Origin of the sequence: Parabacteroides caeci, assembly GCF_023656795.1 — a bacterium.
GTDB lineage: Bacteria > Bacteroidota > Bacteroidia > Bacteroidales > Tannerellaceae > Parabacteroides > Parabacteroides segnis.
This window is the reverse complement of sequence record NZ_JAMOKT010000010.1, coordinates 125,339-150,122: the sequence shown is the minus strand read 5'-3', so window position 1 is coordinate 150,122 and position 24,784 is coordinate 125,339. Positions and strand designations below refer to the sequence as shown.

The following is a 24,784-nucleotide window of genomic DNA, read 5'->3' as shown; positions in this document are numbered from 1 at the left end:
TTAAGACTTTTCTTTCTGCAAGATTACCTTTATTCCCCAATTACACAACTTTTTTTGAAATATTTTAATGATTTATGCCACAAAACATATTTTAATAGAAATTTTGGTGCGGTTGCCCTGATTGCAAGGAAGTCAAAATTATACTTTCATTTCTTAAGTATTCTCTCCAGGTGGGTAACGTCTTGTATTAAATTCACCGTTTCAAATTTTCCTTTATAAAACACAGCCCAGTTATTAAAAACACAAGGCAATTCCTTCGCTTTTTGTAATGTATCTACCAGAATCAATGATAGAGGAACATCATTCATTTCACAATATTGTTTAACAATCCCAATTTTTTGATCGATATAAGGACACTGCATATCATAATAAATTGTCAGTTCCTTGCTTTCTATTTCCAGCTTTTTCGCATTTTGTGCAAACTTCGGCATTGTTCCGTCAAAAGAAAGTGCGAGCAATTCATATCCGTTATCGGTAGTATCGACCACCTCAAAGCCGAACTTTTTCGCAAATGACTGGTCGGAAAGCCAGGATTTTTGTTTTTCTGCCCCGAGCATACAAATACCGGATTTACCTTTTTCTTTGGCATCGGCAATACAATACTCCATCAATGATTTTCCATATCCCTTCCCTTTGTAACTGCCCAAAGTCCATAAACAATAGAGGTAATAATAGTTATCCCCAATTATGGGAACCCAAGCTGTTTCCAAAGGAGCATATTCGATAAAAACCGTTGCCTTCGCATTTAACTTTCTAAAGACATGACCTTCATTCAGCCGGTCAGAAAGCCATTGACGCTTTGCCTCAACACCCGAATGTAGCTTTTTAGTGCGGATAATGCAGCATAAATGCTCATCGGCAAGATTTTCTGTTGTTATGTTTATAAAATCAGTATCCATGTGTATCTTCGTTTCAATAGTGTAAATGTAGTGAACTTATATGAATTCCGCAATTCACCTCAAAAAACCAGCAATTCGTCAATCTTATTTGAAACCCGCTTTCCCACCCCATAGCTTTGCCGATAAATTATTAAACAACAAAAATATGAAGACGAGAAAGATCATTCAGATACTGCTTTTAGGGTTACTGGCTTATCCTTTATATGCACAGCAAACAGAAATCAAAGTTTCCGGTAAAGTGACAGATATCAATAATGAAACATTGGAGGGAGTAACCATCTTGCTTAAAAGTACTATTGACTCCGCCTATATTAGCGGAACCATCACAGACACTTGCGGAGTGTTTGTTCTTCCTAAGGTGAAACCGGATAAATACCTGTTGGAGTTTTCAATGCTGGGATATAAAAAGCAATACCTTACCATACAAACTAAAGAAAGCCGGCCCCTTCCTCCTGTCATAATGGAAGAGGATGCTCAACTACTTTCCGCTGTAACAATAACCGGTATGCGAAAACTGATGACGATGAAACCCGGTACGACCACTTTCGATATGGACGCCATGGTACTTGGCTCTCAAGGCAATGTGCTGGATGCATTAAGAAGTCTCCCGGGCGTAATGGTTAATGAAGATGGCAGTGTGATCCTGAACGGACAGACCGGCATTCAGGTGTTGGTCAATGGTAAAAGCACTTACCTGAGCGGAGACAAACTGGTCAATTATCTACGCTCAATGCCTGTTTCATCCATAAAAAATATCGATCTGATCACCAGCCCTTCCGCAAAATATGATGCTGCCGGCAAAACAGGGCTGATCGATATCCGGACACAGAAGGTTACCGTTGAAGGCTGGACCGCCCAGGCTAATACAAGCTACCAGCAATCAGCCGATGGCAAATGGAACGTCGGAGGACGCCTGACCTACCAAAAGAATAAACTCGGACTTTTCCTCGATTATTCTCATTACCAAGGAAAATATAAATCGACGCTGGATATCTTCCGCGAATACAATTTGCAAAACACAGCATCCTCTCCCATGATGAACATCAACCAGAATTCAAGAATGAAAGATCGTAATCAGGGAGACTGGGCCCGCCTGGGAATGAACTACGATATAAACGACAACTTCTCTTTTGAGGTATCCACCAACGGAACATTGTTCAATAAGCGCATACCCGGCAGCACCGATACATACATTCAAAAATCCGGCAGTCCTGTCGACTCCTCTCTTCATACCCAAAGCCAGACTTATACCAAACAACGGGCCATTTCCGGCGGCCTTCTTCTAAACTACAAAAACGACAAGGACCAGACAGCCGACCTTTCATTCGATTATCTGCTGCATAAGCATAAACAAACGCTTTCCATGTTGAATGAAATGAGAAAACCGGAAGAACAGATATTAAACAGAGACACATTAAAAGGAGATATGAGCAGTAACATACGCATGTATTCCGCACAAGCCAACTGGAGTATGCCTTTACCGGCAAAATTCAAGTTCTATTCCGGACTGAAGTTCACATGGGTAGATTTGGATAACAGTGCATTATATGCAAACCAGATGACCGGCCAGTGGCTTCCCGACAACAGCCTGAGTAACATGTATAAATATAATGAAAATATCAACGCCGCCTATATCCAGATAAACGGACAGGTTGGAAAATTCAACCTGGAAGCAGGTTTACGCCTGGAGCAAACCCGTATCAGCGGAACGCAATATTCACCGGACATAAACCTGAAAGACTCTTCCTATACGGACAACTATATCCACCTGTTTCCAACGCTGACCATACAATATAATATACCGGAAACATCCAACAGTATCTCCTTTTTATATAACAAAAGGATCATCCGTCCAAACTATGGCGACCTGAGTCCGTTCAATTATATATGGGATGATTATACACGTTCAACCGGTAACCCCGACCTGAAAGCCGAGCTCACGGATAATATAGAATTCGCTTATATTCACCAGAAATTATACCGGGCAACCCTGTTTTTCTCTTATACAAACGCCCCCATCATGCAAAATATAGAAGTTTCGGATGATAATGTGACTATCGTCTACCCGGAGAATTTCAAAAGTAACTCAAGAATAGGACTCCGGTTGGATGCTGGCGATCTGATACAAAAGAGATGGTGGCGAATAAGTGCCAATGCTACCCTGTTTTATAGTTTATACAAATGGAAAGAATCAGAAAAAACAATCGAAAAGAAACTGTTTACTCCCTCTGTTAGCATCAACAACCAGTTCATACTTCCGGCCGGATTGAATGCCGAAGTGTCGGGCTTCTATAACGGACGTATGGCTCTCGGACAAGCGACCGTCAATCCACACTGGCCTGTATCGATGGCCATACAGAAAAAGGTATGGGACGACAGGCTCACACTCCGTTTATACGCCAACGACGTGTTCCAAACGAACAGACAAGATCTTGACCTCGATCTGTCCGGAAATATCGGCAAGGCATCGACCAAACAGTTCAACGACTATCGCTGCATCGGAGTATCTGTCTCAATTAATTTAAAACAAGGCAAACAATCTAAAAAAAGTAACCGTGATACAAGCATAGATCAAAGTAAAAGAATAAATTTATAGTTTAAAATCAGATATGAAGATAAAATACAACTTCCTGAGTCCGTTGCTTATGACCATGCTGGCAATCTGCTGTTTGTGGATTGTCACCGACATGGCCTATGGTGTCCGTATGTGGGAGCTCACTACATCGGCATGGTTCGACCGCATAAAAGCACTTGCCCTCATATTGATAAACATTGTTTTAGCCTCTCTGTTTTTCAAACGTTTGGCAAACATCTTTTTCGACAGGAATAAAGAGAACAAGCTCTTTCCGAAAGTAATAGAATACTTCTTGGTTATCCTGTTTATCGTTATCACACTCAATATCAGCCTGTATATAATAATCATTTTCATCAATGAGACGACTTACCGCTGGGGAGAAGCTCTCTTGATCAATGCCACCGCCTTACCCATATTTCTTTTTTATTATACTTCGATCAGGAACAATATCCTGACCGGACATTATACGGAAAAGATCATCCAATTGGAGAAGTTAAAGGTCGACCAACTGGAAACCGAACTGAAGCTATTACGCTCGCAGTATCATCCGCATTTTCTATTCAATGCCTTAAACACCGTCTATTTTCAGATTGACGAAGAAAACGAGGCAGCCATCGAATCGATCGAACTACTTTCCGACCTGCTCCGTTATCAACTATACGATATAAATACGAAAGTAACAATCAAACAGGAAATCGATTACTTGCAGACTTACATACAATTTCAGCAGCTTCGCATGACGGATCGGCTGAAATTTGAATCTTCCTTCGATATGAATCTGAAAGAGCAGAAAATACATCCGCTACTGTTTCAGCCTTTATTGGAAAATGCCTTTAAATATGTAGGAGGAGATTACCTGATACAAGTTCAAATGCAACAAGAAGATTCAGCCGTTCATTTTATGGCTAGAAACAGCATTATACCTGACATAGACAAAAAAGGAAGAACCGGTATAGGGATCGAGAACCTCCGAAAAAGATTAAATTTACTTTATCCCAATAAACACCGGTTAGATATTACAAACGACGGGACCTATTTCACCGTCAATTTATTCATCGACTTATCAGAATAATATGGAAATAAAATGCATCATAACAGACGACGAACCTATCGCCCGGAAAGGATTGAAGCGATACATCAACAAAGTTGATTTTCTGACAATAGCCGGAGAATGCGAGGATGCAGTACAACTCAATAACATGCTAAAGACTGTTCATGCAGATTTGCTTTTCTTGGACATCGAAATGCCTCATCTGTCAGGACTGGATCTTTTAGCCGATCTGCAAACCCCGCCCCACGTAATTATCACCTCAGCCTACGAACAATATGCCCTGAAAGGATACGAGTTCGATGTAGTGGACTATCTACTGAAACCAATTCCATTTTCCCGCTTCCTGAAAGCGGTTAATAAAGTACATACAATGATAGAATCCGAATCGAAAAAAGAGGAGGATATATACATCTTTATAAAAACGGAGAAACTGCTAAAGAAAATCTATCTCAAAGAAATACTCTTCATCGAAAGCATGGAGAATTATATTATCATCTATACACCAACCACCAAAGATACAGCTAGCATCCGGTTAAAATCCATACTCGACACACTCCCTGCAACTTCATTTATGCAGGTACACCGTTCATTCATAGTAAACCTTTCCCATATACAAGCCATCGAAGGAAATCAGTTAGTTATCGGAGAACATAAAATCCCCGTATCCCGCCCCATGCGTGAAGAGGTGTACAAGGCGATTATCAATAATCAGCTAATTACAAAATAGCTCGTTTAATAGAAATTTCATTAGCTCACTCATGCGAGTTATGAAGCAAATCTACTTTTAAGATAAAAAAGATAACGGCTACATATTGTGCTAGCTTTGTGGAAAAAGACAGTACTGACAACTATATAAATAAAATCCGAAATACACTATCATACTATCATTTTTTATCATAACAAATTATACAACAGACTATTACATTATGATAGTAGATGTTTTCAACTATCATTTATCTATCACTAAACTATCATACCCTGCTTAAAAAGCAGGGAAGACAGCATGCTATTTTCAGTAAGTATATAACTAATTTTCAGCAAGATAGTAAGAACTATTGTTTGACACCCGGGTCTTGATATCATCGACACCCGGGTGTAGGCATCGTCAGGATGGGGGTGTAAAACCAGGTGAGACAGGCATCCTGGCAACAAAAAGTCTGTATCCGAGTGAAGTTAAATCATAGTTTTGGTATAAAAAGGTAGTAGGCCGACGAATGATAAGATACCCTATACAGCAGTAATGAACAGCTTTTATAGTCAAAAAAAGACTAACCGTTAGTTAAAACTCTGTTAAAATGACAGTTAAATGATAGATAAGTGATAGTTAAAAGCATCTACTATCATACATTAATCAACTGGAAAACAATATCATACACCAGAAAATGATAGTATGATAGTACATTTAATGAATTAAACCTAATGTATAAACTTTCACCCGACATTTACCCGACATTTACCCGACATTTACCTATAACGCAGTTTATTCATACAAAGTTAATAAAACTCACCTATTAAACACTCTTCACCTACCGATGTCTTTCGTCATAGCTCTACCACACTGACTAATGAACAACCACTACAAGGTAACTGTTATAAATGAAGACAAATAATTGTTTATTGCAATCATAAATACTAGCAATATGGAAACTTTCAAAGATATCATACATGGAAATAAACCGGTTTTGGTTGACTTCTTTGCCACTTGGTGTGGTCCCTGTAAAGTAATGAGTCCGACTGTGGAAGCGTTAGGCAAGGAACTGGTCGGTCAGGCACGTATTCTGAAAATCGATGTCGATAAAAACGAAGCTGTCGCCAACCTGTACCGGATTCAGTCCGTTCCGACTTTAATTATTTTCAAAAAGGGTGAAATAGTCTGGCGTACTTCCGGAGTAATGGAAAAAGGAGTCCTTCTGGAACAAATCAAGAAGTTTATTGACTAAAATCTTTATTCCCGGAAACTATTTCTATCTTTGTTCATAACAAACACATACGGTTATGAACAAAGAAGAATATAAAAAATATGCAGAGGAACATGAAGACTGGGCTCCCGGATGGGATGCTATCGACGAATGTTTCGAAAAACTTTATCCCGGACAAGGGCCGGAACATTTCGGCACCAACATCATTTCCAGAGCGATGATGGGTGGTGACGAGTATCTTGACGGATACAGTATCTACACCTCCCCCAACGGCTACAAACATCTTGTCACCTATGGCATGAGCGAATTATATTCCAACGAAGAAGCACTGGAAAACGAATTTAGCAAATGGGGATACGAGATGACCATAAAACTACCGGTCAAAACGAGTGAAGAATGTCAATGGGCCATCAGCATGATGAGCAACCTGGCTCGCTACACCTTTACTCAGGAACGTTGGTTCGAGCCACTGCAATTCATAGCAGGTAACGGACAATCCATTAATTGGGATGTCGAATCAGCCATTACAGCCTTACTGATTGTAAATGACACAGAAGTCCCCGGCGTAAATACAATCCACGGAAAACTGGACTTTATGCAGCTGGTTGGTATCACAGAACAGGAATTACAAACAATAAAAGCCGATCCGTCAAAAGCATCGGTATTAATAGAGTTAATGAGAAAGGATAATCCAATGCTCACATTACAGATCTTACTCGTACTATAAATTACCTCTAAATATATACAAACAAAAAGGGATCGCCCTTTATTTATTAGACAATCCCTTTTTTATTATAATCGCAATCTTTTTTAATTAGTTTCTTTCAGTATCTGAGTTTGGAAAATCTGAGACTTACCCCATGTTGCAGCGGTTGTATCTTTATTAAACTCTTTGATATAGTTAATACGGATATTCAACGTCTCATTTCCTGCTGCTGTTTCTCTTGACTGTAAAGTTTTAAAATGACCATTTGTTTTAAACGCATAATAAAAAGCGTTATTACCTACGACACCTTTACCATCAGCTTTCTTCACAACACGCAAAAAGAAATCATAAACACGTTTTCCATCTACGGTCTGAGGCTCTAGACTTGGATTATATTGCAAAATATATTGATTATCCTGATCTGCAGCTGCTTTTTCATGACTTGAACCCAAAAACATAAAGTTTTTAAGAGTAAATGAATATGGAGTCATGAACATGAGAGTTGCATCCAAAGCTGCTATCTCATTAGGCATTATATTTGCAGTATCAACACTATTTGAAAAATATCCTTTATTATCCAATTTATTTGTGACTACAGCATTAGAAACCGTTGCATATTTATTCGAACCATTATTCGCTGGATCATCAGAACTGTAAGTACTAGTAAAATAAATACAATCACCCGGTTGATAATCTTTGAATACAGGAGAATATACAGGTGTATAATCATCTATATAAGCCACAGTTCTAAAATCATCCGAATAATCTATAACTCCAAAACCGTTTAAACTACTCTCATTATTACCATCCAAACAAGAGGTCAACAAAATAGTTGCTGCGGCAACCACCCCTAAAGATTTTAGCTTCTTCATTTTCTGTTTTTAATTTTTATGTTATTAGTATTTGTTTCTTATTAAAAGCCAAACCGGAAACCGGCCTGCAAATTTACATTAAATGGTTTTTCGGAACGGACAGTTTCAATCGAACTGCCATTATCGAAATAATAATCTGCCCCTACTTCTGCATAAAGGCTTACAAAACGGAGCAATGGATAGCTTACACCGGCACGGGCATTCACAGACCAAAACCATTCTTTCATACGAATATGATCAGCTTCCTTTTCATATAATTCATTATGCATGTATTTTTTCGTCACCAATTTACCCGCCACATTCACTTCTGTCATGACTCCCGCTGCCGCATAGACCTGGAAACGTTTCCATTCAGCTATTCTATATGTCAAAGACAACGGAATACCTATAAAATGAAGTTTCTGACTCGTTTTATTATGGTATGCCTGAGTCGTTTCCCAAGAAGAAGACAATAAAGAATAATTCAAACCGGTCACTAAAGCGAAGCGATTATTTAAAGAATAACTTACTGACATTCCTACAGATACTGGGGTCTTATGCTTTACATTAGTCCTCGGCACCGAATTCTCAAAATTAGCAGCATTCAAAAATAATAATTCCTGATCTGTGAGCGACGTGTTCTTCAAAACAGACGTGTTCAGTGAATTACTTGTTCCAGCAGTCACACTTCCGCCTCCCATGCCAAATCCCCATCTGCGTGGAGATACTTCTTTCTCTTTCTTTCCGACAGGAGCCGCATCCGCTATCAACGAACGGGTATCATCAGCAGAACCCACTTCCGGATAATCCTGCACAACTTCTTCTGTTTCAACAACAGCAGTATTATCCAGTAGTGTTATAACTTCTGCATTCTCTTCCATATCATCATCTGAAGAAATAACGGCAGGTTCATTTTCAGCAACCTTTACAGTCGCCTTATATGTTGCCTGCATCACCGGCTGTTGCACTGCTGCAACCGGTGACACAGTAATTCTTTCCTCGACAGGCTGTACCTGAGTAACAGACGCTTCTGTCTCTTTTGCCAGTTCCGTCTCTATTTTCTTTGTTTCCTGTTCGATCTTTTCTGCCAAAGGAGTCGCTTCCTTCTCTGACTTGAATAAATAAACGCCACTTGTTATCATCAACAGCGAAACTACGGCTGCCGCAGCCCAGTAGCGTAATGTCCGGCGGAAAGGTACCGGCGCTTTTACCGGCAAACGATCGGCTATGGCCTCCCAGTCCCCCGGCATTGTATCCACCTCAAAATCCTGCAATTTCGAGCGGAACAAATCATCAAATGTATCTCTTTCCTTTTCCATTCTTTCCTCTTAATACAATGCGTTAATCCTCTTTTGTAACATCTGTTTGGCGCGCGTAAACTGTGAACGTGACGTACTCTCCGTTATATTCAACATGTCGCTGATCTCCTTATGCGAATACCCTTCAATTGCAAACAGGTTGAATACCGTACGGAAACCGGCAGGTAACTCCTGTACCAGCTGCATCAGTTCAGCCGCCGACATATTGGAGATAGCCGATGCATCCGGTTGGATCAGTTCAGCCGTATTATCCAGATCAGTCGATTCGCGCAGCACATCTGATTTACGCAAATATTCCAATGCACAATTTACAAAGATCTTTCGCATCCACCCCTCGAATGAGCCAATTCCCGAATAGGAGTCCATACTGGTAAAAACTTTGACGAATCCATCCTGCAGCAAATCACGAGCAGTCTCCCTGTCGTTCACATAACGCAGACAAACTCCCATCATTTTGCGGGAATACCTTTCGTAAAGCTCTTTCTGAGCCAGCCTGTCTCCCTTCCTACAACCATTTATCAGTTGTGTCTCATCCATTCAGTGTGTGCCTTCTCACCTCTTACGAGGCCGTACAAATATTATGATGTTATTCTCGTGCAAAACGCTGCATGTTTTACGAACTTTTTTTCATAAAAGAGGCGGACACATAGATCCGCCCCCTACAGGTATGCTTTGCAAAGATAAGATGTTCTAACGAATTTCCGTGTTAACGGATATAGACTGCTTACTTTTTTTTCGCAGGATCGACAGGACATCCGGCTCCATCGTCCACAGGCACAGCCTCCATACCGATCTTTTTAAAGGCTGATGCCAGTTTGGTTTTCGAGGTTTTATCCGGTTTGTAAGTGACAACCACCGTACGGGTAGTCAGGTCACACTTCATATCGGTCACTCCTTTTTCGAATGAGATATTCTTTTCTACTTTTTTCTGGCAATTGGCACATTCCATCCCTTCAACGAAGAAAGTAACGGTGTCTTTTTTCTTTTTTGCATCCTGTGCATAAACCGTAGAAAGAGTAAAAACGGCACAAATCAATGCTACTACTAACTGTTTCATAATGTATCTGTATTAATTGGTAAATATTTTCTGTTATTTAATCACGGCTGATGTTGAAACGCAGGCCGGCATATATCTTCCGTCCGTGAACCGGTCCCCAGACCATCGAACCGTCAAAATTGTCTCCCCGCGGATTTTCCGCATCTATGATCGGATGAGATTGCTTATAATCAAATAAGTTCTCCGCGCCGATATAGACGGACCATCTGCGAAAATACTTTGTAATTTGCGCATTCACAACTGTATAGGCATTAAAGTTAGGCTTCCACAGCGGATTTGTCGCATCCGGTGTCGGCATCCGGCCTCCTCCGTTGAACTGTCCGGTCAAATCGAACTGCCATTTCTTCAGCGGGGTTTGATAAGATGCGGTTGCCAATGCTTTGTAATCGCTTACCAACGGTTTCTTCAAGCGCTGTGTCACACCCTCTGCATTCCGGTAATCGGTTTTAGCATCCGTATAACGGTAGGCGGCAGTCAGTGTAAACCCACGGAAGAAAGGATAGGTCGCTTCCACCTGGAAACTGTTTGAATAGGATTTACCGTCCAGGTTATAAAAACTGACGGCATGGGCATCGCTATCCATATCGACAACTACCTGTTTCAGGAAGTCGGTATAATACCATTCTCCGGTCAGCGTCAGTTCTTTTCCAAACAGAGGAATGTAGAATGACAAATTAACGCCAGTGTTCCAGGCTTCTTCCTGATCCAGATTATCCGCAATATTCATTTTACGGCTACTGGATAACAGAAAATTGTTTTCTGCAAGAATATTAGCCGTACGGAACCCCTTACCGGCAGAAGCACGGACATGAAACCAGTCGAACGGATTATATTTAATATGTACGCGAGGCGTAACAAAGAAATCATACAAAGAACTGTAATCTGCCCTGATGCCACCTAATAGTATAAGTTTATCATTCAGGTTGTAAGTATATTGTACATAGGCACCCGGAACAACTTCCGTACGGTCGAATACTTTACGCACATCATTCTGCAACAGGTTCTCGTTAAAACCGTCGTAGTTCATGCTCAAACCGGTACTCAGGCTATGGGCCGGAGAAAATTCCTTTTCAAAGAGCAGACTCGCATAGACATTGTTCTGATATACATTATAAGGAGTACGATCATACATGGACTTTTGTTCATGATAAGAACCGGACAGGATCAAGGCTACGCTCTCCACCTTTTCCTTATCGATGATATAAGCCTGTTTGGTATATAACTCCGCCCGGTTCGTATTTAACTGCACACGATACGGATCCGTAAAATCATGATGTTTGATAGCCTGCCCTCCCGTACGGCTTTCGTGCAGATAACGAACTCCATACTGGGCTACATAGTTATCCAGTTTGTGATACCAGCGGTTCATCAGGTTGACCTGTTCTCTTAAAGGTGTATCCAGAAAACCGTCATCATTACCGTCATGCTGTTTCTTATCGTTCGAATAATGCACCAGTAAACCGGTCGAAACCTTATCATTGATATGCCAGGAAGCATCCGCATTCCCTTCGTACCGTCCGGCATCACTACCGAACAGGTTTACAGAAAAAATATCAGCCGTAGGCGGTTTCTTAAATTCAACATTGATCTGCCCGGCTAATGCCTCGTATCCGTTCTTTACAGAAGAGGTACCTTTGGATACCTGAATACTTTCCATCCAGGCACCCGGAACATAATCCAAGCCGTATAAGGAAGCTGCCCCACGAAAATTCGGATAGTTTTCCGTCAGCATCTGCACATATGTTCCGGCCAATCCCAACAGCTTAATCTGGCGGGCTCCGGTTGCTGCATCGGCATAAGACACATCCACAGAAGGATTTGTCTCAAAACTTTCCGCCAGATTACAACAGGCAGCACGGCAAAGTTCATCATAGGTGATCTTCTGAGTCTGCAACACACTGGTACGCGAAGCGATTGTTCCTATTTTACGCTCGCTGATCACGACTTCCTCTAAGGCTACTTCGCCTTTCAGCTTTATAACCAGATGTTCATCTGTATTCGTTACCGGCATGACAAACGTTTCATAACCGATATAACTTACAACCAGTTTGTTTGTACTTTTTCTTGTTTTCAGTTCAAATGCGCCGTCTACATCGGTAGTCGTGCCTTGTTGGGTCCCTTCCCAATAAACATTCGCCCCGATGATCGGCTGGTTGTTATCATCAAACACATGCCCTTTTACTTCCTCCGCCTGGGCAAAAACTGCGCAGAAAGTCAATATTATAATAAGATAGAGTTGTTTCAACATTACTTTATATTTTGATTCAGTAGATTTTCCGGTAAAACCGGAATTGGGGGTTTCTATTATTATCAGATTTGAGCTAATGATAGTGACTGGTTGTAACTCGCTCCCCTCTTGAGAGGGGGAAGGGGGTGTGTCATATCCTCTCCCATATAACCACCACAATCAGAGCTACTTGGCTATTACAGGTTCATTTGCCGTCTGCTTCAGCTGACGGTTTAAATGCTGTTTCTCTTTTTTGGCTTCAGCCACATTTCTCTTAGATAGAAACCTGTAAGAAATGGGACTAAAGTCCAATGAGATAGATTCTTTACTAATCCGTCAGCTGAAGCAGACGGCAAATGAACCTGTAACAAAGCCTGTTTTATAGACTGGCTTTAACACACCCCCTACCCCCTCTCAAGAGGGGAGCGAGTTACAACCAGTCACTATAATTAGCTCAATTCTTTCTAATAAAGACTGACTAAATCAAAAGTGCAGTCAATAAATTCAAATAAATACGGGGACAGACAATGGGTGGTCCATCCTGATTCTGTGCTATAAATTCTTTTATGGAAGGAACCGGCACGAGTGAGGCAAAGGAAGAGCCAAACGACAAGAGGTCGACCACTACCGGCTGTAATTCTACAATGGGGTTATTAAAACTGCTCCAGTCAAAACTGATGCGTTCCAGGTCACAACAGTCATCTTCGCAGCAGCCGGAAGAACATACAGGTACTTCTGCCGCCTCATCACAACAGCCATGACCATGCACTTCACAGCAATTATCATTCAATAAAACTGCAACACCTTCCGTACGGCAATCGCCACAACAGTAGGTAATAAAGTTCACTCCGGCCCCTCCATAAAAAATAAGAGACGCCAGAAAAACGATAAACAAATATGTTACAGCTTTTTTCATTCAGCACAAAGATAGTGCTTTCGTAAATCCGCTCCTAATCGTTAATATTATTTAGGAAATCTGGAAAGGTAATAATACGTTTCCGGAGACGGCAGGCTCTCTATATGATAGCGGGTAGAGGCCGAGACACTGAAACTATATCCTCTTTCTTCATTCGGACCGACAGGCAGATACAGAACCGTATCCCTTATCCCTGTCGCCAGCATACATTTGGCTGATGCCGTATCGATCGAATCCGTCAATGAATAATAAACCGTATAGGTTAAATCCTCTTTTTCTTCCGATGGTTTCTGCCAGGACAATTTCAATTCATCCCCTTCCCGGTCCACACGAATTTCACCCGGAGCAACAGGAACACGGTCATTCAGCCAGGTCAGCGGAAATAACTGAGCAGGATATTTATAATAATTATCTTTCAGTTCATTATACAGTCCTTTTGTATTATCCAACACATTCTCACAACGGAAAAAAGTAGCGCCAGCACCACCATAATAACGACTGTAATCTATCTGGTCTGTGATATCATTTACCGTCCAGTCCGCCTCCGACTTATCCATCCGGTAAGCTCCCAAACCTGGAACAACCAAACGTCCGTTACAATTTTCCACCCAGTTATCCACAAAGGGGAAAAAGTTATCATGCAGGTAATACATCATCGGGACAATCATATCCTGTTTTCCTTTCTCCATCCACATTTTAGGGTCCTGGAAAACACTTTCGTACGCCGTCCATCCGGCATTAGGAACCCGTTCGATACGGTTATATTTACCCAATGGCGAACTACTGACCTGAACCCAGGGTTTCGCCAGTTTCACCCAGTCATAAATACGGTATACCATTTTATTGATATTCTCACGCCGCCAATCCGCCAAGCGGGTAGACTTGCCATACTTCTGATGAACTGCTTTATCCGGAAACGTCTTTGCCTGCTCCGGATAACGGATATAATCGAACTGAATACCATCGATATCATATCCGTTTACCAGCTCTTTCACCAGCGACAAAATATAATCGGCAGTCTCCGGCACACCCGGATCAAGATACCATTCGCCATTATGACGCTTACACAGTTTAGGGTTGCGCTTCACAACGGATAGTTTCCCCTGTTCCTTCACAGCCTTATCCGTACCAATAGGAAATGTCACAAACCAGGCATGGCATTCCATCCCCCGTTTGTGACATTCTTCTATTGCAAATGCCAGCGGATCATATCCGGGCATCGTTCCGTATTTTCCTGAGAAAGTTTTGGAAGCTGGTTCAATAGCCGAGCGATAAATAACATCACCCCTCAGACGAACCTGCAAAAACACTGTATTGAAATTGGCATCAGCCAACTTATCCAGCATAGAACATAATTCCTGTTGCTGTGCTTTTCTTCCCACTTCCGTTGTAGCCGGCTTCTTCGGCCAATCGAGACCATAGATGGTAGTCAGCCAAACCGCACGGATTTCGTGCTTCGGAGATTCAACCGCTCCAATCGCTTGAAGCAGGAAAAAGACCAGAAATAACAGGCAATACTTTCTCATTTCCACTTATTTATTGAGTGGCGCAAAGGTACTACTTTTTCGTTATTTTCCAATTTCGGATAAGTAGCGCTCCGCTTCTATAGCAGCCTGGCAACCAGTCCCGGCAGCCGTAATCGCCTGGCGGTAATGCGGATCAGCCACATCGCCCGCTGCAAAAACTCCCGGAACTTTCGTGCGTGGCGTACCGGGTACGGTTTTGATATATCCCACTTCATCCGTATCGATCCACGGTTTGAAAATATCGGAATTCGGCTTATGTCCGATAGCCAGGAAGAAACCGTCAATAGCGATATCCACCTTTTCTTCATCCGATTCGCCCATGCGTTTTACCAGATGGGCACCTTCCACCCCGTTCTCACCAAACAGACCAATTGTATTATGTTCAAACAATACCATAATATTCGGCGTGTTAAATACACGTTCCTGCATAACTTTCGAAGCACGCAGAAAAGGCTTACGGACAATCAGATAAACCTGTTTAGCCAGTCCGGCCAGATAGATAGCCTCTTCACAAGCCGTATCACCGCCACCGACAACAGCCACCACTTTCTTGCGATAGAAGAAACCATCACAGGTAGCACAGGCAGATACACCCATTCCTGCATATTTATGTTCATCCGGAATACCCAGGTATTTAGCAGTTGCCCCGGTTGCAATAATTACCGTTTCCGCTTCAATAACCTTTTCCCCGTCAATTGTAATTTTGTATGGAGCAGCCGAAAGATCCGTTTCCGTCGCGATACCAAAACGAATATCTGCACCAAAACGAAGCGCCTGCTGTTTCAAGTCTTCCATCAGTTCCGGACCAGTGATTCCTTCGGGATATCCCGGAAAATTTTCAACTTCTGTTGTTGTAGTAAGCTGGCCGCCCGGTTGAATACCTTCATACAATACCGGAGACAAGTTAGCACGGGAAGCATAGATTGCTGCTGTATATCCTGCAGGACCGGAACCTATTATAAGGCAACGAACCTTTTCATTTATTGAATCGCTCATACTTTTTATGTTAATTGAATATTGATAATTGGCTGTTATTTCATCGCTTCTATTTTACCTGAGGTCTATCACCTCTGCATCCGGATATTCGCTTTCTTTAAAAACAAAAAAGTCATCCGGTTGGTTTATCCCGGTCTTCAATTGGCTGATATGAATCGTGTTGCTGACTCCGTTCTTCGCTTCGATCCTGATCGATGCAGGGAAATTGGAAAACTTCTCGATTTGCAACACGACTTTGATGATATCGCCTTTTTTCTTCGGTGTCAGTTCGATATCATAAGCCGTTTTTCCGTTCGACGCAGTGCTTTCCCCGATATACTTAGGAGTAAACCCTTTCTTATATACACGTAACAACAAAGCCGGATTGGTAAATTGCAATTCCTCTCCGCTCGGCGTACTCACATTCACTTCGTCATTCCGTTCCACATAAGTCCACTGGGTAGTCCCGTCGAACCAGGTTATCATATCAGGAGTGACCAACGTAAATTTATCGCCTTTCATATTGATCGTTCCTTCAAAACTTTCCGATACTTTCTGTACATCCGAACGGGTATTCAGTTCAAAAGAGGCTGTTATACCATTCGAGTTTTCGTAGGCAGAAGCCGCTTTATCGAGGATAGATACCGGATTCTGAGCCTGGCTTATCACTCTTGTTCCAAAAAGAAGGCACAACAGAAATCCCACAAACGCGATTCCCCGCCATATTCTTATTTTTCTCTCTCTTTCCATAAACTACATTTACTAAAGGACATATTATTTCAGAGAATTCAGTAACTGTTCCAGATTATACTCATCCTGGATCAGGACCTGACGGGCCTTACTACCCTCAAACGGTCCGACGATTCCGGCAGCCTCCAACTGGTCCATCAAACGACCGGCACGGTTATAACCGATGGCAAACTTACGCTGGATCAGAGATGTTGAACCTTGCTGCTGAATCACAATCAGACGGGCAGCTTCATCAAACAACGGATCACGGTCTGACAGATCCACTGATCCCGGAGCCTTGTCTTCACCACCTTCACCTACATATTCAGGCAACAGGAAAGCAGTCGGATAACCGGCCTGACCGGAGATAAAATTGACGATCTGTTCCACTTCCGGAGTATCGACAAACGCACATTGCACACGATTTGTATCGCCTCCCTGTGAGAACAGCAAGTCACCACGACCAATCAACTGATTGGCACCCGGTGCATCCAGAATCGTACGCGAATCGACCATCTGCATCACACGGAATGCCATACGGGCTGGGAAGTTTGCCTTGATAATACCGGTAATGATATTGGTAGACGGACGCTGCGTTGCAATGATCATGTGGATACCGACGGCACGTGCTTTCTGGGCAATACGGGCGATCGGTGTTTCAATCTCCTTACCGGCCTGCATGATCAGATCACCGAACTCATCAATGATCACCACGATAAACGGCATAAATTTATGTCCCTTCTCCGGATTCAGATGACGGGAAATAAATTTGGCATTATATTCCTTGATATTACGCACATGTGCTTTCATAAGCAATTCATAACGGTCATCCATTTCCTTACAAACGGAATTCAGCGTCATAATAACTTTTGTACAGTCCGTAATTACCGCTTTGTCCGCATCCGGCAATTTCGCCAGATAATGACGTTCCAGATCGGAATAGATACCGAACTCTACCATCTTCGGGTCGACCATGACAAACTTCAGTTCCGACGGATGCTTCCTGTACAATAAAGAAGTGATCACGGCATTCAACCCGACGGACTTACCTTGTCCGGTAGCACCGGCCACCAGCAAGTGAGGCATCTTACAAAGGTCGAACATAAAGATTTCATTCGTAATCGTCTTACCCAGCACAACCGGCAGGTCATATTTCGATTCCTGGAATTTACGTGAAGCAACGACCGACTGCATAGATACAATCTGCGGATCCTTATTCGGCACCTCGATACCGATCGTACCTTTACCCGGCATCGGGGCTATGATACGGATACCCAAAGCCGACAGGTTCAGGGCAATATCGTCTTCCAGATTCTTAATTTTTGAAATACGGACCCCGGTATCAGGTATCACTTCATATAAGGTAATAGTCGGACCGACGGTTGCTTTGATAGAAGCAATGCTGATACCAAAACTTTCCAGCGTCTGCTTGATACGTTTCTGGTTAGCCATCTGTTCTTCCATATCGACCTGGTGGTCGCTTACATCATATTTTTTCAGCAATTCGATCGGTGGATTACGGAAGCCGGACAAGTCCAGTTTCGGATCGTATTCACCCAACGAAGAAGCATCATACACTTCATCGTCTCCGGCCGGGACTTCCACCGTAAAACGAGGATCTCCGGGAAGATCTTCCGGCTCATCAGGCTGATTTTCCGCATTCGGAGCATCATACACTTCTTCTTCCTGCGGCACTGTCACTTCAAAAGCATCATCATGGGAGATCGTTGAATAAACCTCTGTCTTCTTCCGGCTCTCTTCCTTGCGGGCTGTTTCTATTTCTTTTTCAGTATCGAAAACAAATTCTTCTGTTTCCGGTCGTTCGTCCGGCTGTTCTGTCATTACCGGGTCTGTTACCTCATCCTCATCATCTTCATGGATATCCTCTTCTTCCAATACTTTTTTTTTCTCCCTTTTCAAACGGTTCTTCAACCACCCGAAAGAAAGGACACTTTGCAGAAACGGTATCGTCCGTTTGCTGGAGAATATGGCGATGATCAGAAACACCCCCGCCAACAACAGTATCGTTCCTGGAATACCGACATTCGTAATCATCACCTCCGACAGGTAATACCCATGCTGTCCTCCCAGATAAATGAATGTATCTTCATATCCGCTGATAAAGACAAAGGCAAAAAACATAGATCCCCAAATCAGCATGGCTGCACAAAACAAAAACCGTTTCAACAGCGATACCCGGCGCAGGTTCATCAATTTAGCTCCTACCGACCCCAGGAAAAACAGGATCATAAAAGAAGATATCCCAAACCACCGGTTCATCAGCAGATCTGCCAGGACAGCTCCCCGCACTCCCGTCCAGTTCTCGACGGACCCTCTGTTGGTCAGCAAGTCTGCCAACGGAACGTTTTCTATCTTACTCTGATCGGCCCCTCCCGTAAAAAAGAAGGAGATAAGAGCCAATCCTATATAAATGGTAATAATAGCTATCACCAACCCTGTAATGAAACGGGTACGTTCATTAGTGAAAAACATTTTCATCATTGCGAACTTACCCGGTTCATTATTATTATTTTGTTTTGTTGTAGTTGCTTTCTTTGCCATATAAATCCTCGTTAAATGATATCTGAAAAAACAGTCCAGATATTTTTATAACTTGCAAATATACATGATTATCTCCAAACTACCACGCAAAAATTCTAATATTCCCTATCAGTTCCTGGAAATCAATCAGCATTACGTTTCCCAAACAAAGTAACTTCTCCCATACCAGCACGTCCTTCCGATACACTATGAATTGTAACCCGAAAACACTTCACTTTTCTACAATTCAATTCTATCGGTTTAAACTCCCAACCGGTACACTCCTGCTCATAGACCAAACTCCAATTATTTCCATCAGATGACACTTCAACTGTATGTCCGTACAAAGAACTATCCTTTTGAAAAAGAATACGACTTGCCTTTATATCGACAGGTTCATCAAACGAAAAAGTCACAACCTGAGGTAGACTATCCGTATCCGCAATCCACCAACTACGATCATCTCCATCTACGAGATTTACTACAGGATAAGAAACATGAGAGCTGGTCGCTGTAACCTCTCGAGGAATTATCACAGGAAGATTTAGCAACATCCTTTCTTTTATATTCATCTTTTCCACTACGCCATCTTCTTCTTTCCCTTTAAAAGAAGCGTGAATACCATCCGGCACGAATAGACCGTCATAAGGGATACTTTTTATGCCTGCTATCCCTTCCTGCAGATCTTTCGCTTCAGCCTTAACTATTATCTCTCCGGGATATTTGCCAGTCCGGACAAAAACAAAACCAATACCACCTTCTACCCGTTGACGACTAATACCTACCCGTTCAATACCATCACCTATGATCTCTCCCTGTCCACGTATTGACAAAGTAATCAAATCTGCAGCGTTATTCACTAATGTCCCGTTTTCATCACAAACCTTTATATAAACTGGTATCATATCACTTCCATCCGCCACCGGCATCACATTTTTATGATTAAAAAAGACTTCCAGATGGTGTGGTTTCCCAGGGGTACGTACCACATGTGTGGCTACAATTTTGCCAGCAGATAAACCTTCAGCCATTAATTCTCCTTGTTCATATCTATCCGGATAAAAAACGAAATCCGGACTTCCTCCTTTTTTTACTATATTAGGACGGAATGAGGTTCGCTCCAACCGAGTTTGTGTTCCTATAAGCCGTTTATTCTGATAGAGTTTTACTTCATCACAATTAGAAAATACAGTGATTGGGGATAAAGCCCCTCCTGTCTCCGAAGGCATATTATAGGAAGCGATAAACACCATCGGCCCTTCATATAAACCAGCTTGACTTATATTTTTATCACGCATGCTCTGCATCATATAATAACTGAACTTTGGGGCACGATTTATATCCACAACGCCACAATACATTGTCGTTTCCTGGCTTCCGCGATTATAATCATTATAACTCCATAGGAAATGTCCTCCTAAACGTTCATTAGCATCCAACATACACCAATCAAAATAACCTCTTCCTTCCAGCTGTTCATAACGAGTATTACATTGTTCAAGCAATTCTCTCCCATTCTCTGTTATGCTCACACGAGGTTTCTCTCCGGCTCCGTCTCCCCATTCTCGAGTTAGTAACGGCTTAATTACAACTTGATCCTCCGTATAATTGCTCATTACATTACCGTCTTTCGGGAAACGGGCTACTTGTTTATAGAACACATCATAACAATCCACCAGATCCGTATGACCGAAATAATCTCCAGCCGTATACATTTGATCACCGGGATATTCTTCATGTGCTATCCCATAAAGTATCTTAGCAATTTCCTTCGGATAACGCGTTTCATTTAAAGCTGTCTCCCATAAAACAACCGAAGTGTGATTCCTGTCACGCCTGATCATTCTACGACAAACCTCATAAACCCGGTTTATGAAAGTTGTATCATTATTAAAATACTGCCAACCCGGTATACATTCTACAACCAACAGTCCATATTTATCACAAGCGTCAAGAAAAGCCGGATCATGTGGATAGTGGGCTGCACGTACCGCATTATAACCACCCTGTTTCATATTAATTACTTCTCTTTCCTGTATTGAATTCGAAGCGGCATCCCCTACATAGGGATAAGCCTGATGCCGGTTTGCACCACGCATATACAATTTTTCTCCATTTATAAGAAAGCCATCTTCTGTCGTATATTGTATAGAACGTATCCCAATTTGCCGGGTGACCTTATAAATCCCGCAAAACGAAACGTGGCACTTTGCAAAAACGATACGTGTAAAAACATACAAAAACGACGCGTGTAAAAAAAACGGTGAACATGGTCTTTATTTCTTTAACCACACACACCGTCTTTCACTTCTTTTGAATGCTATTTGAACGCCATAAAAACAGAGCAAAAAGCAATCCGAAAGTTTTGTGTTTTAGTTTAAATTTGCTACCCTTATAAAGTCTAAGTCAGGAGGCAAGCTTTGCATTACTGTCACCATTATGTCTGTACAGCATTATGTCTGTATATTTGGCATTGTAGTTCATGCGTGCATTGAATTCCACTTTTTCGCATTCTTTAAAAGGATTACCGATAGTCGGATTTTTCCCCATCCAATCACACAGTTCAATGATGGATGACTTATTCGATGTGAAGTACACAAAAGAATGGCCTTTCAATATGCCAAGCACATCCAAATAATCAGACAGACGCCAATACATTTTGTAAGTACCTACTTCTGTACTGAGGTAAGGCGGATCAACCAGAAACACAACATTAGGTAGATCTTTGTACCGGTTGAATACTACCTTGTAGTCAGCACTGACAATCGTCAAGCCCTCCAGGTAATCATCACTAAGTGGGTAGTCCGTTTTCCGAATGTTGTTATAAAGCGTTTCTTTCCTGAACTCTTCCAAACTCAGGCAATACTTCATCGAGAACAATAACGAGGATGACAGGGTGATATAATCCACATAGTCCTTTTCCTTCTCTTCCTTTTCAATGCGTTGGAATATTTCCTCACGGACTTCACCACAGATAGGTTTGTCACGCAACGTCCCAGCCGTTATCCTGCGTAGATCAGCCAGCAGAACATTCGTGGCAGGGATATTTTTCAGTCTTCGGCAGTAACCATCAAAGTCGTTATATACGACAAGGGCATCCGACCGCTGACATTTAGTTATGTGTGATAATAACCCGGACCCACCGAACAGATCCACGAAAACAGTACCTTCGGGATATCCACGAAGCACCTTAATAAATTCTTTGGCAAACATCCGTTTTTGCCCTACAAATGGAAGTGGGGCTTGCAAATACATTTTTCTCATTTTCTCTTGCGTTTAAGTCGGCGCAAAAGTAACGATCCGCTCGGAGGTACATGCACCGGGAAAGTCGGTTTACACTGTAAGCCATTTACAGCGATTTTTATACGTTAAGTTCGAACCGGACACTCTCGTTGCCAGATAGCAGGGCAAAAGTTTTCTCAACGTTGTTCTCGTAAATATGGACGTTCCCCAGGTTGAGTGTGATTGACTTCAATCTAAGATCAATTTGGCGGCTCATCAGGTACAAATGGTAAATATCAGCCGGTAAACCGAGGTTTGCATCGCTACTGCGCTGGTAAGCCGAGACCACAAGTTCACCCTCTTCGATCTGAAACTGTACCAGGCTAAGACACGGTGCCTGATTACTCTCCGCTCCGGTTTCTCCGAGAAACAATACATAATTTTTACTGTTACGTTTTTCCCGATTGATCTTTTCGATTAAAGGAGGTAGTTTTTTAAAATAAGTAGGGTAACTGTTTATTAAGATACTGCCACAATAATCCCACCAGCTTATGCCGGCTTCCCGGTATTTCTCCACCATTCTTTCCCCTTTCATGAACAGTTGCAATTCCTGCCGGAGTTTTTTACGAGCGATGTTGTGCCCTTCGAATATGTCCAACAAATCTACCGGAACCAGGGATAATTGTTCGTTCAAAAGATATTTGATATTTCCTTTCTTGTTATTCTGCGTTTTTCCTCGGGTAATTATTTTATCCAGGATCATGTAATATTTATTCATGGCTGATTTCTCTTTATGTGATACGGAATAAAGTTCGCAGTTCTTCTGTTTTATCAGCCATGAAACATATCTTTTACACTGCAAACGGCTTGCAGTCACTTTGGAAGCGTTTTATCAAATCGTAGACCTTACGCTCAGATATACCATACTGTTCAGCAAGTGTAGCCACGATATACGTCACCTTTCCGCCTGCCTGAAGTAGGCGGAAATAATCTGTATACAGATTAACATATCGGACATCTTCAAGCCGGATCCCGGATTCCAAGAGTTTTGCAAGCAACTCCCGGTTAAAGTTTAATATCTCTATCACTTTCATACAATAAAAATTTAAGTACCTTTGTAATGCCAATCATTTTAACAACAAAAAGCCAGAGTGCGACAGAGGCTATTTGCCCCCGGTCGTGCGCTCTGGCGTACTTTTGTTGTTAATAAGTGATTGGCGTTACCATTTAACAGACCGGGGGCTTTCTCTTCTCCCGATCTGTTCAGGCTAAAAAACACCCACAGCCTTAAATAACTGTGGGTATTTGGGATCATTCTTTCACTGCACGTATTGCTTCTACTTCTTTTTTCAGATTTTCCAGTTCTTTTTCAACGCTGGTCAGTTTACGAAGTGTCAATGTGAAAGACTTCCGATCATAGTCGTATTTGCAACTATCAGCTTTCGCATAATCGTAATGCTTCTCCACAAGGATATTTTCATCCTGATTGTCTGTAAACACGGACAATTCCGCTTTACCAACCAGTTCGGCTTCTATCTCTGAAAAAGAGGTTTCAACCAGTTCTAATACTAATTTTTCATTTTCAGTCTTTACTGAAAGACATTTGATGTTTTCGATTTTCATGATTATTGTTTGTTATAACTTGATTATTTTGAATTCATGACTGTAGGAAGAAGAACCGCTTATTCGAGCAAAAGTCGGGTTATTGAAGAACATATTAACTGTTACGACAGATGTACCTGACACGTCTTTGTCTGAGGCACTAATACCACCTGTTATCCTCCATGTTGCATTGTACCCGGGTTTAACCGATACTATGAAACAATAACCCGAATGCACACTTACAGCAGTACCCCCCGCATTAACAGTTTGGTCTATCAACAACGGACTGGAAGCAAGAGCAGACAATGCTGTAGTAGATCCTTCAATAGCGTATACTGCCGTGCTGCTTGCAGCAACCGCCTGCATGGCCGTGCTGCTTGCAGCAACCGATGATATTGTATCGCATGATTTCAAATCGGAATTATTGATTCCGGCGTAGGCCGCCAGACCTAATCCGACCCGATAATCCGAGCCGAAGAACATTTCACTTGATTGTTCATCAGACATAATAGAGATCATCGCCGTTTCGCTTGCAGCGACGGCGGACATCGCCGTTTCGCTTGCAGCGACGGCGGACATCGCCGTTTCGCTTGCAGCGACGGCGGACATCGCCGTTTCGCTTGCAGCGACGGCGGACATCGCCGTTTCGCTTGCAGCGACGGCGGACAT

The 24,784-nt window shown here is 42.1% G+C and carries 21 protein-coding genes and 1 pseudogene; 5 read left to right on the top strand and 17 right to left on the bottom strand.

Features of this window, described 5'->3' with window-relative positions; translation table 11 throughout:
- Positions 1 to 146 precede the first annotated feature (146 nt).
- A complete protein-coding gene (locus NBH15_RS07530) occupies positions 147 to 899 on the bottom strand; it encodes a GNAT family N-acetyltransferase (protein WP_250822366.1) in 753 nt (250 codons plus the stop codon).
- Between the two features lie 145 nt (positions 900 to 1,044).
- Between NBH15_RS07530 and NBH15_RS07525 the strand changes: the two genes are divergently transcribed.
- The 5 genes from NBH15_RS07525 (at position 1,045) to NBH15_RS07505 (ending at position 7,171) form a co-directional block, all read left to right on the top strand.
- On the top strand, positions 1,045 to 3,495 hold the full coding sequence (locus NBH15_RS07525; RefSeq protein WP_250822365.1) for an outer membrane beta-barrel protein: 2,451 nt from the start codon (positions 1,045 to 1,047) through the stop codon (positions 3,493 to 3,495).
- 13 nt (positions 3,496 to 3,508) lie between these two features.
- Complete coding sequence (locus NBH15_RS07520; RefSeq protein WP_250822364.1) at positions 3,509 to 4,546, top strand: sensor histidine kinase; 1,038 nt, start codon at positions 3,509 to 3,511, stop codon at positions 4,544 to 4,546.
- Position 4,547: 1 nt separating this feature from the next.
- Positions 4,548 to 5,252 carry a LytR/AlgR family response regulator transcription factor gene (locus tag NBH15_RS07515; RefSeq protein WP_250822363.1) on the top strand — a complete coding sequence of 235 codons (705 nt, stop codon included), beginning with the start codon at positions 4,548 to 4,550 and terminating at the stop codon, positions 5,250 to 5,252.
- A gap of 898 nt (positions 5,253 to 6,150) precedes the next feature.
- Positions 6,151 to 6,465, top strand: coding sequence for a thioredoxin (gene trxA / locus NBH15_RS07510; protein WP_481354085.1), 315 nt, complete (start codon positions 6,151 to 6,153; stop codon positions 6,463 to 6,465).
- Between the two features lie 55 nt (positions 6,466 to 6,520).
- A complete protein-coding gene (locus NBH15_RS07505) occupies positions 6,521 to 7,171 on the top strand; it encodes a suppressor of fused domain protein (RefSeq protein WP_250822361.1) in 651 nt (216 codons plus the stop codon).
- Positions 7,172 to 7,254: 83 nt separating this feature from the next.
- Here the strand turns inward: NBH15_RS07505 and NBH15_RS07500 are convergent, their stop codons facing one another.
- From NBH15_RS07500 to NBH15_RS07425, 16 genes and pseudogenes are all read right to left on the bottom strand, one after another.
- Positions 7,255 to 8,022 carry a BFO_2992 family lipoprotein gene (locus tag NBH15_RS07500; protein ID WP_250822360.1) on the bottom strand — a complete coding sequence of 256 codons (768 nt, stop codon included), beginning with the start codon at positions 8,020 to 8,022 and terminating at the stop codon, positions 7,255 to 7,257.
- Positions 8,023 to 8,063: 41 nt separating this feature from the next.
- A complete protein-coding gene (locus NBH15_RS07495) occupies positions 8,064 to 9,320 on the bottom strand; it encodes a porin family protein (RefSeq protein WP_250822359.1) in 1,257 nt (418 codons plus the stop codon).
- A gap of 9 nt (positions 9,321 to 9,329) precedes the next feature.
- Complete coding sequence (locus NBH15_RS07490) at positions 9,330 to 9,857, bottom strand: RNA polymerase sigma factor (protein WP_007657421.1); 528 nt, start codon at positions 9,855 to 9,857, stop codon at positions 9,330 to 9,332.
- Positions 9,858 to 10,044: 187 nt separating this feature from the next.
- Complete coding sequence (locus tag NBH15_RS07485; RefSeq protein ID WP_007657419.1) at positions 10,045 to 10,377, bottom strand: cation transporter; 333 nt, start codon at positions 10,375 to 10,377, stop codon at positions 10,045 to 10,047.
- A gap of 37 nt (positions 10,378 to 10,414) precedes the next feature.
- Positions 10,415 to 12,625 (bottom strand): TonB-dependent receptor, encoded by a 2,211-nt coding sequence (locus NBH15_RS07480; protein ID WP_250822358.1) that lies wholly within the window; start codon positions 12,623 to 12,625, stop codon positions 10,415 to 10,417.
- 457 nt (positions 12,626 to 13,082) lie between these two features.
- The gene (locus NBH15_RS07475; RefSeq protein ID WP_250822357.1) at positions 13,083 to 13,520 is read right to left on the bottom strand and encodes a hypothetical protein; all 438 of its coding nucleotides are present in this window, start codon (positions 13,518 to 13,520) and stop codon (positions 13,083 to 13,085) included.
- Positions 13,521 to 13,567: 47 nt separating this feature from the next.
- On the bottom strand, positions 13,568 to 15,046 hold the full coding sequence (locus NBH15_RS07470) for a glycoside hydrolase family 10-like protein (RefSeq protein ID WP_250822356.1): 1,479 nt from the start codon (positions 15,044 to 15,046) through the stop codon (positions 13,568 to 13,570).
- 42 nt (positions 15,047 to 15,088) lie between these two features.
- Positions 15,089 to 16,042, bottom strand: coding sequence for a thioredoxin-disulfide reductase (trxB, locus tag NBH15_RS07465; protein WP_046145166.1), 954 nt, complete (start codon positions 16,040 to 16,042; stop codon positions 15,089 to 15,091).
- Between the two features lie 54 nt (positions 16,043 to 16,096).
- The gene (lolA1, locus tag NBH15_RS07460) at positions 16,097 to 16,771 is read right to left on the bottom strand and encodes an outer membrane lipoprotein periplasmic chaperone LolA1 (RefSeq protein WP_007657411.1); all 675 of its coding nucleotides are present in this window, start codon (positions 16,769 to 16,771) and stop codon (positions 16,097 to 16,099) included.
- 24 nt (positions 16,772 to 16,795) lie between these two features.
- Positions 16,796 to 19,312: an FtsK/SpoIIIE family DNA translocase gene (locus NBH15_RS07455; protein ID WP_250822355.1), complete on the bottom strand. Its 2,517-nt coding sequence runs from the start codon at positions 19,310 to 19,312 to the stop codon at positions 16,796 to 16,798.
- Between the two features lie 122 nt (positions 19,313 to 19,434).
- A pseudogene (locus NBH15_RS07450) lies at positions 19,435 to 21,465 on the bottom strand (glycoside hydrolase family 2 TIM barrel-domain containing protein); the annotation flags it as partial.
- A gap of 232 nt (positions 21,466 to 21,697) precedes the next feature.
- On the bottom strand, positions 21,698 to 22,555 hold the full coding sequence (locus NBH15_RS07445; protein ID WP_250822354.1) for a DNA adenine methylase: 858 nt from the start codon (positions 22,553 to 22,555) through the stop codon (positions 21,698 to 21,700).
- Between the two features lie 97 nt (positions 22,556 to 22,652).
- Positions 22,653 to 23,291 (bottom strand): thymidylate synthase, encoded by a 639-nt coding sequence (locus NBH15_RS07440; protein ID WP_250822353.1) that lies wholly within the window; start codon positions 23,289 to 23,291, stop codon positions 22,653 to 22,655.
- 73 nt (positions 23,292 to 23,364) lie between these two features.
- Entirely contained in the window at positions 23,365 to 23,607 is a 243-nt protein-coding gene (locus NBH15_RS07435; RefSeq protein ID WP_250822352.1) for a hypothetical protein, read from the bottom strand.
- A 217-nt stretch (positions 23,608 to 23,824) separates the two neighbouring features.
- The gene (locus tag NBH15_RS07430; protein WP_250822351.1) at positions 23,825 to 24,136 is read right to left on the bottom strand and encodes a hypothetical protein; all 312 of its coding nucleotides are present in this window, start codon (positions 24,134 to 24,136) and stop codon (positions 23,825 to 23,827) included.
- A gap of 12 nt (positions 24,137 to 24,148) precedes the next feature.
- Positions 24,149 to 24,784 (bottom strand): hypothetical protein (locus NBH15_RS07425; RefSeq protein WP_250822350.1); only part of this gene is annotated, 636 nt, incomplete at its 5' end.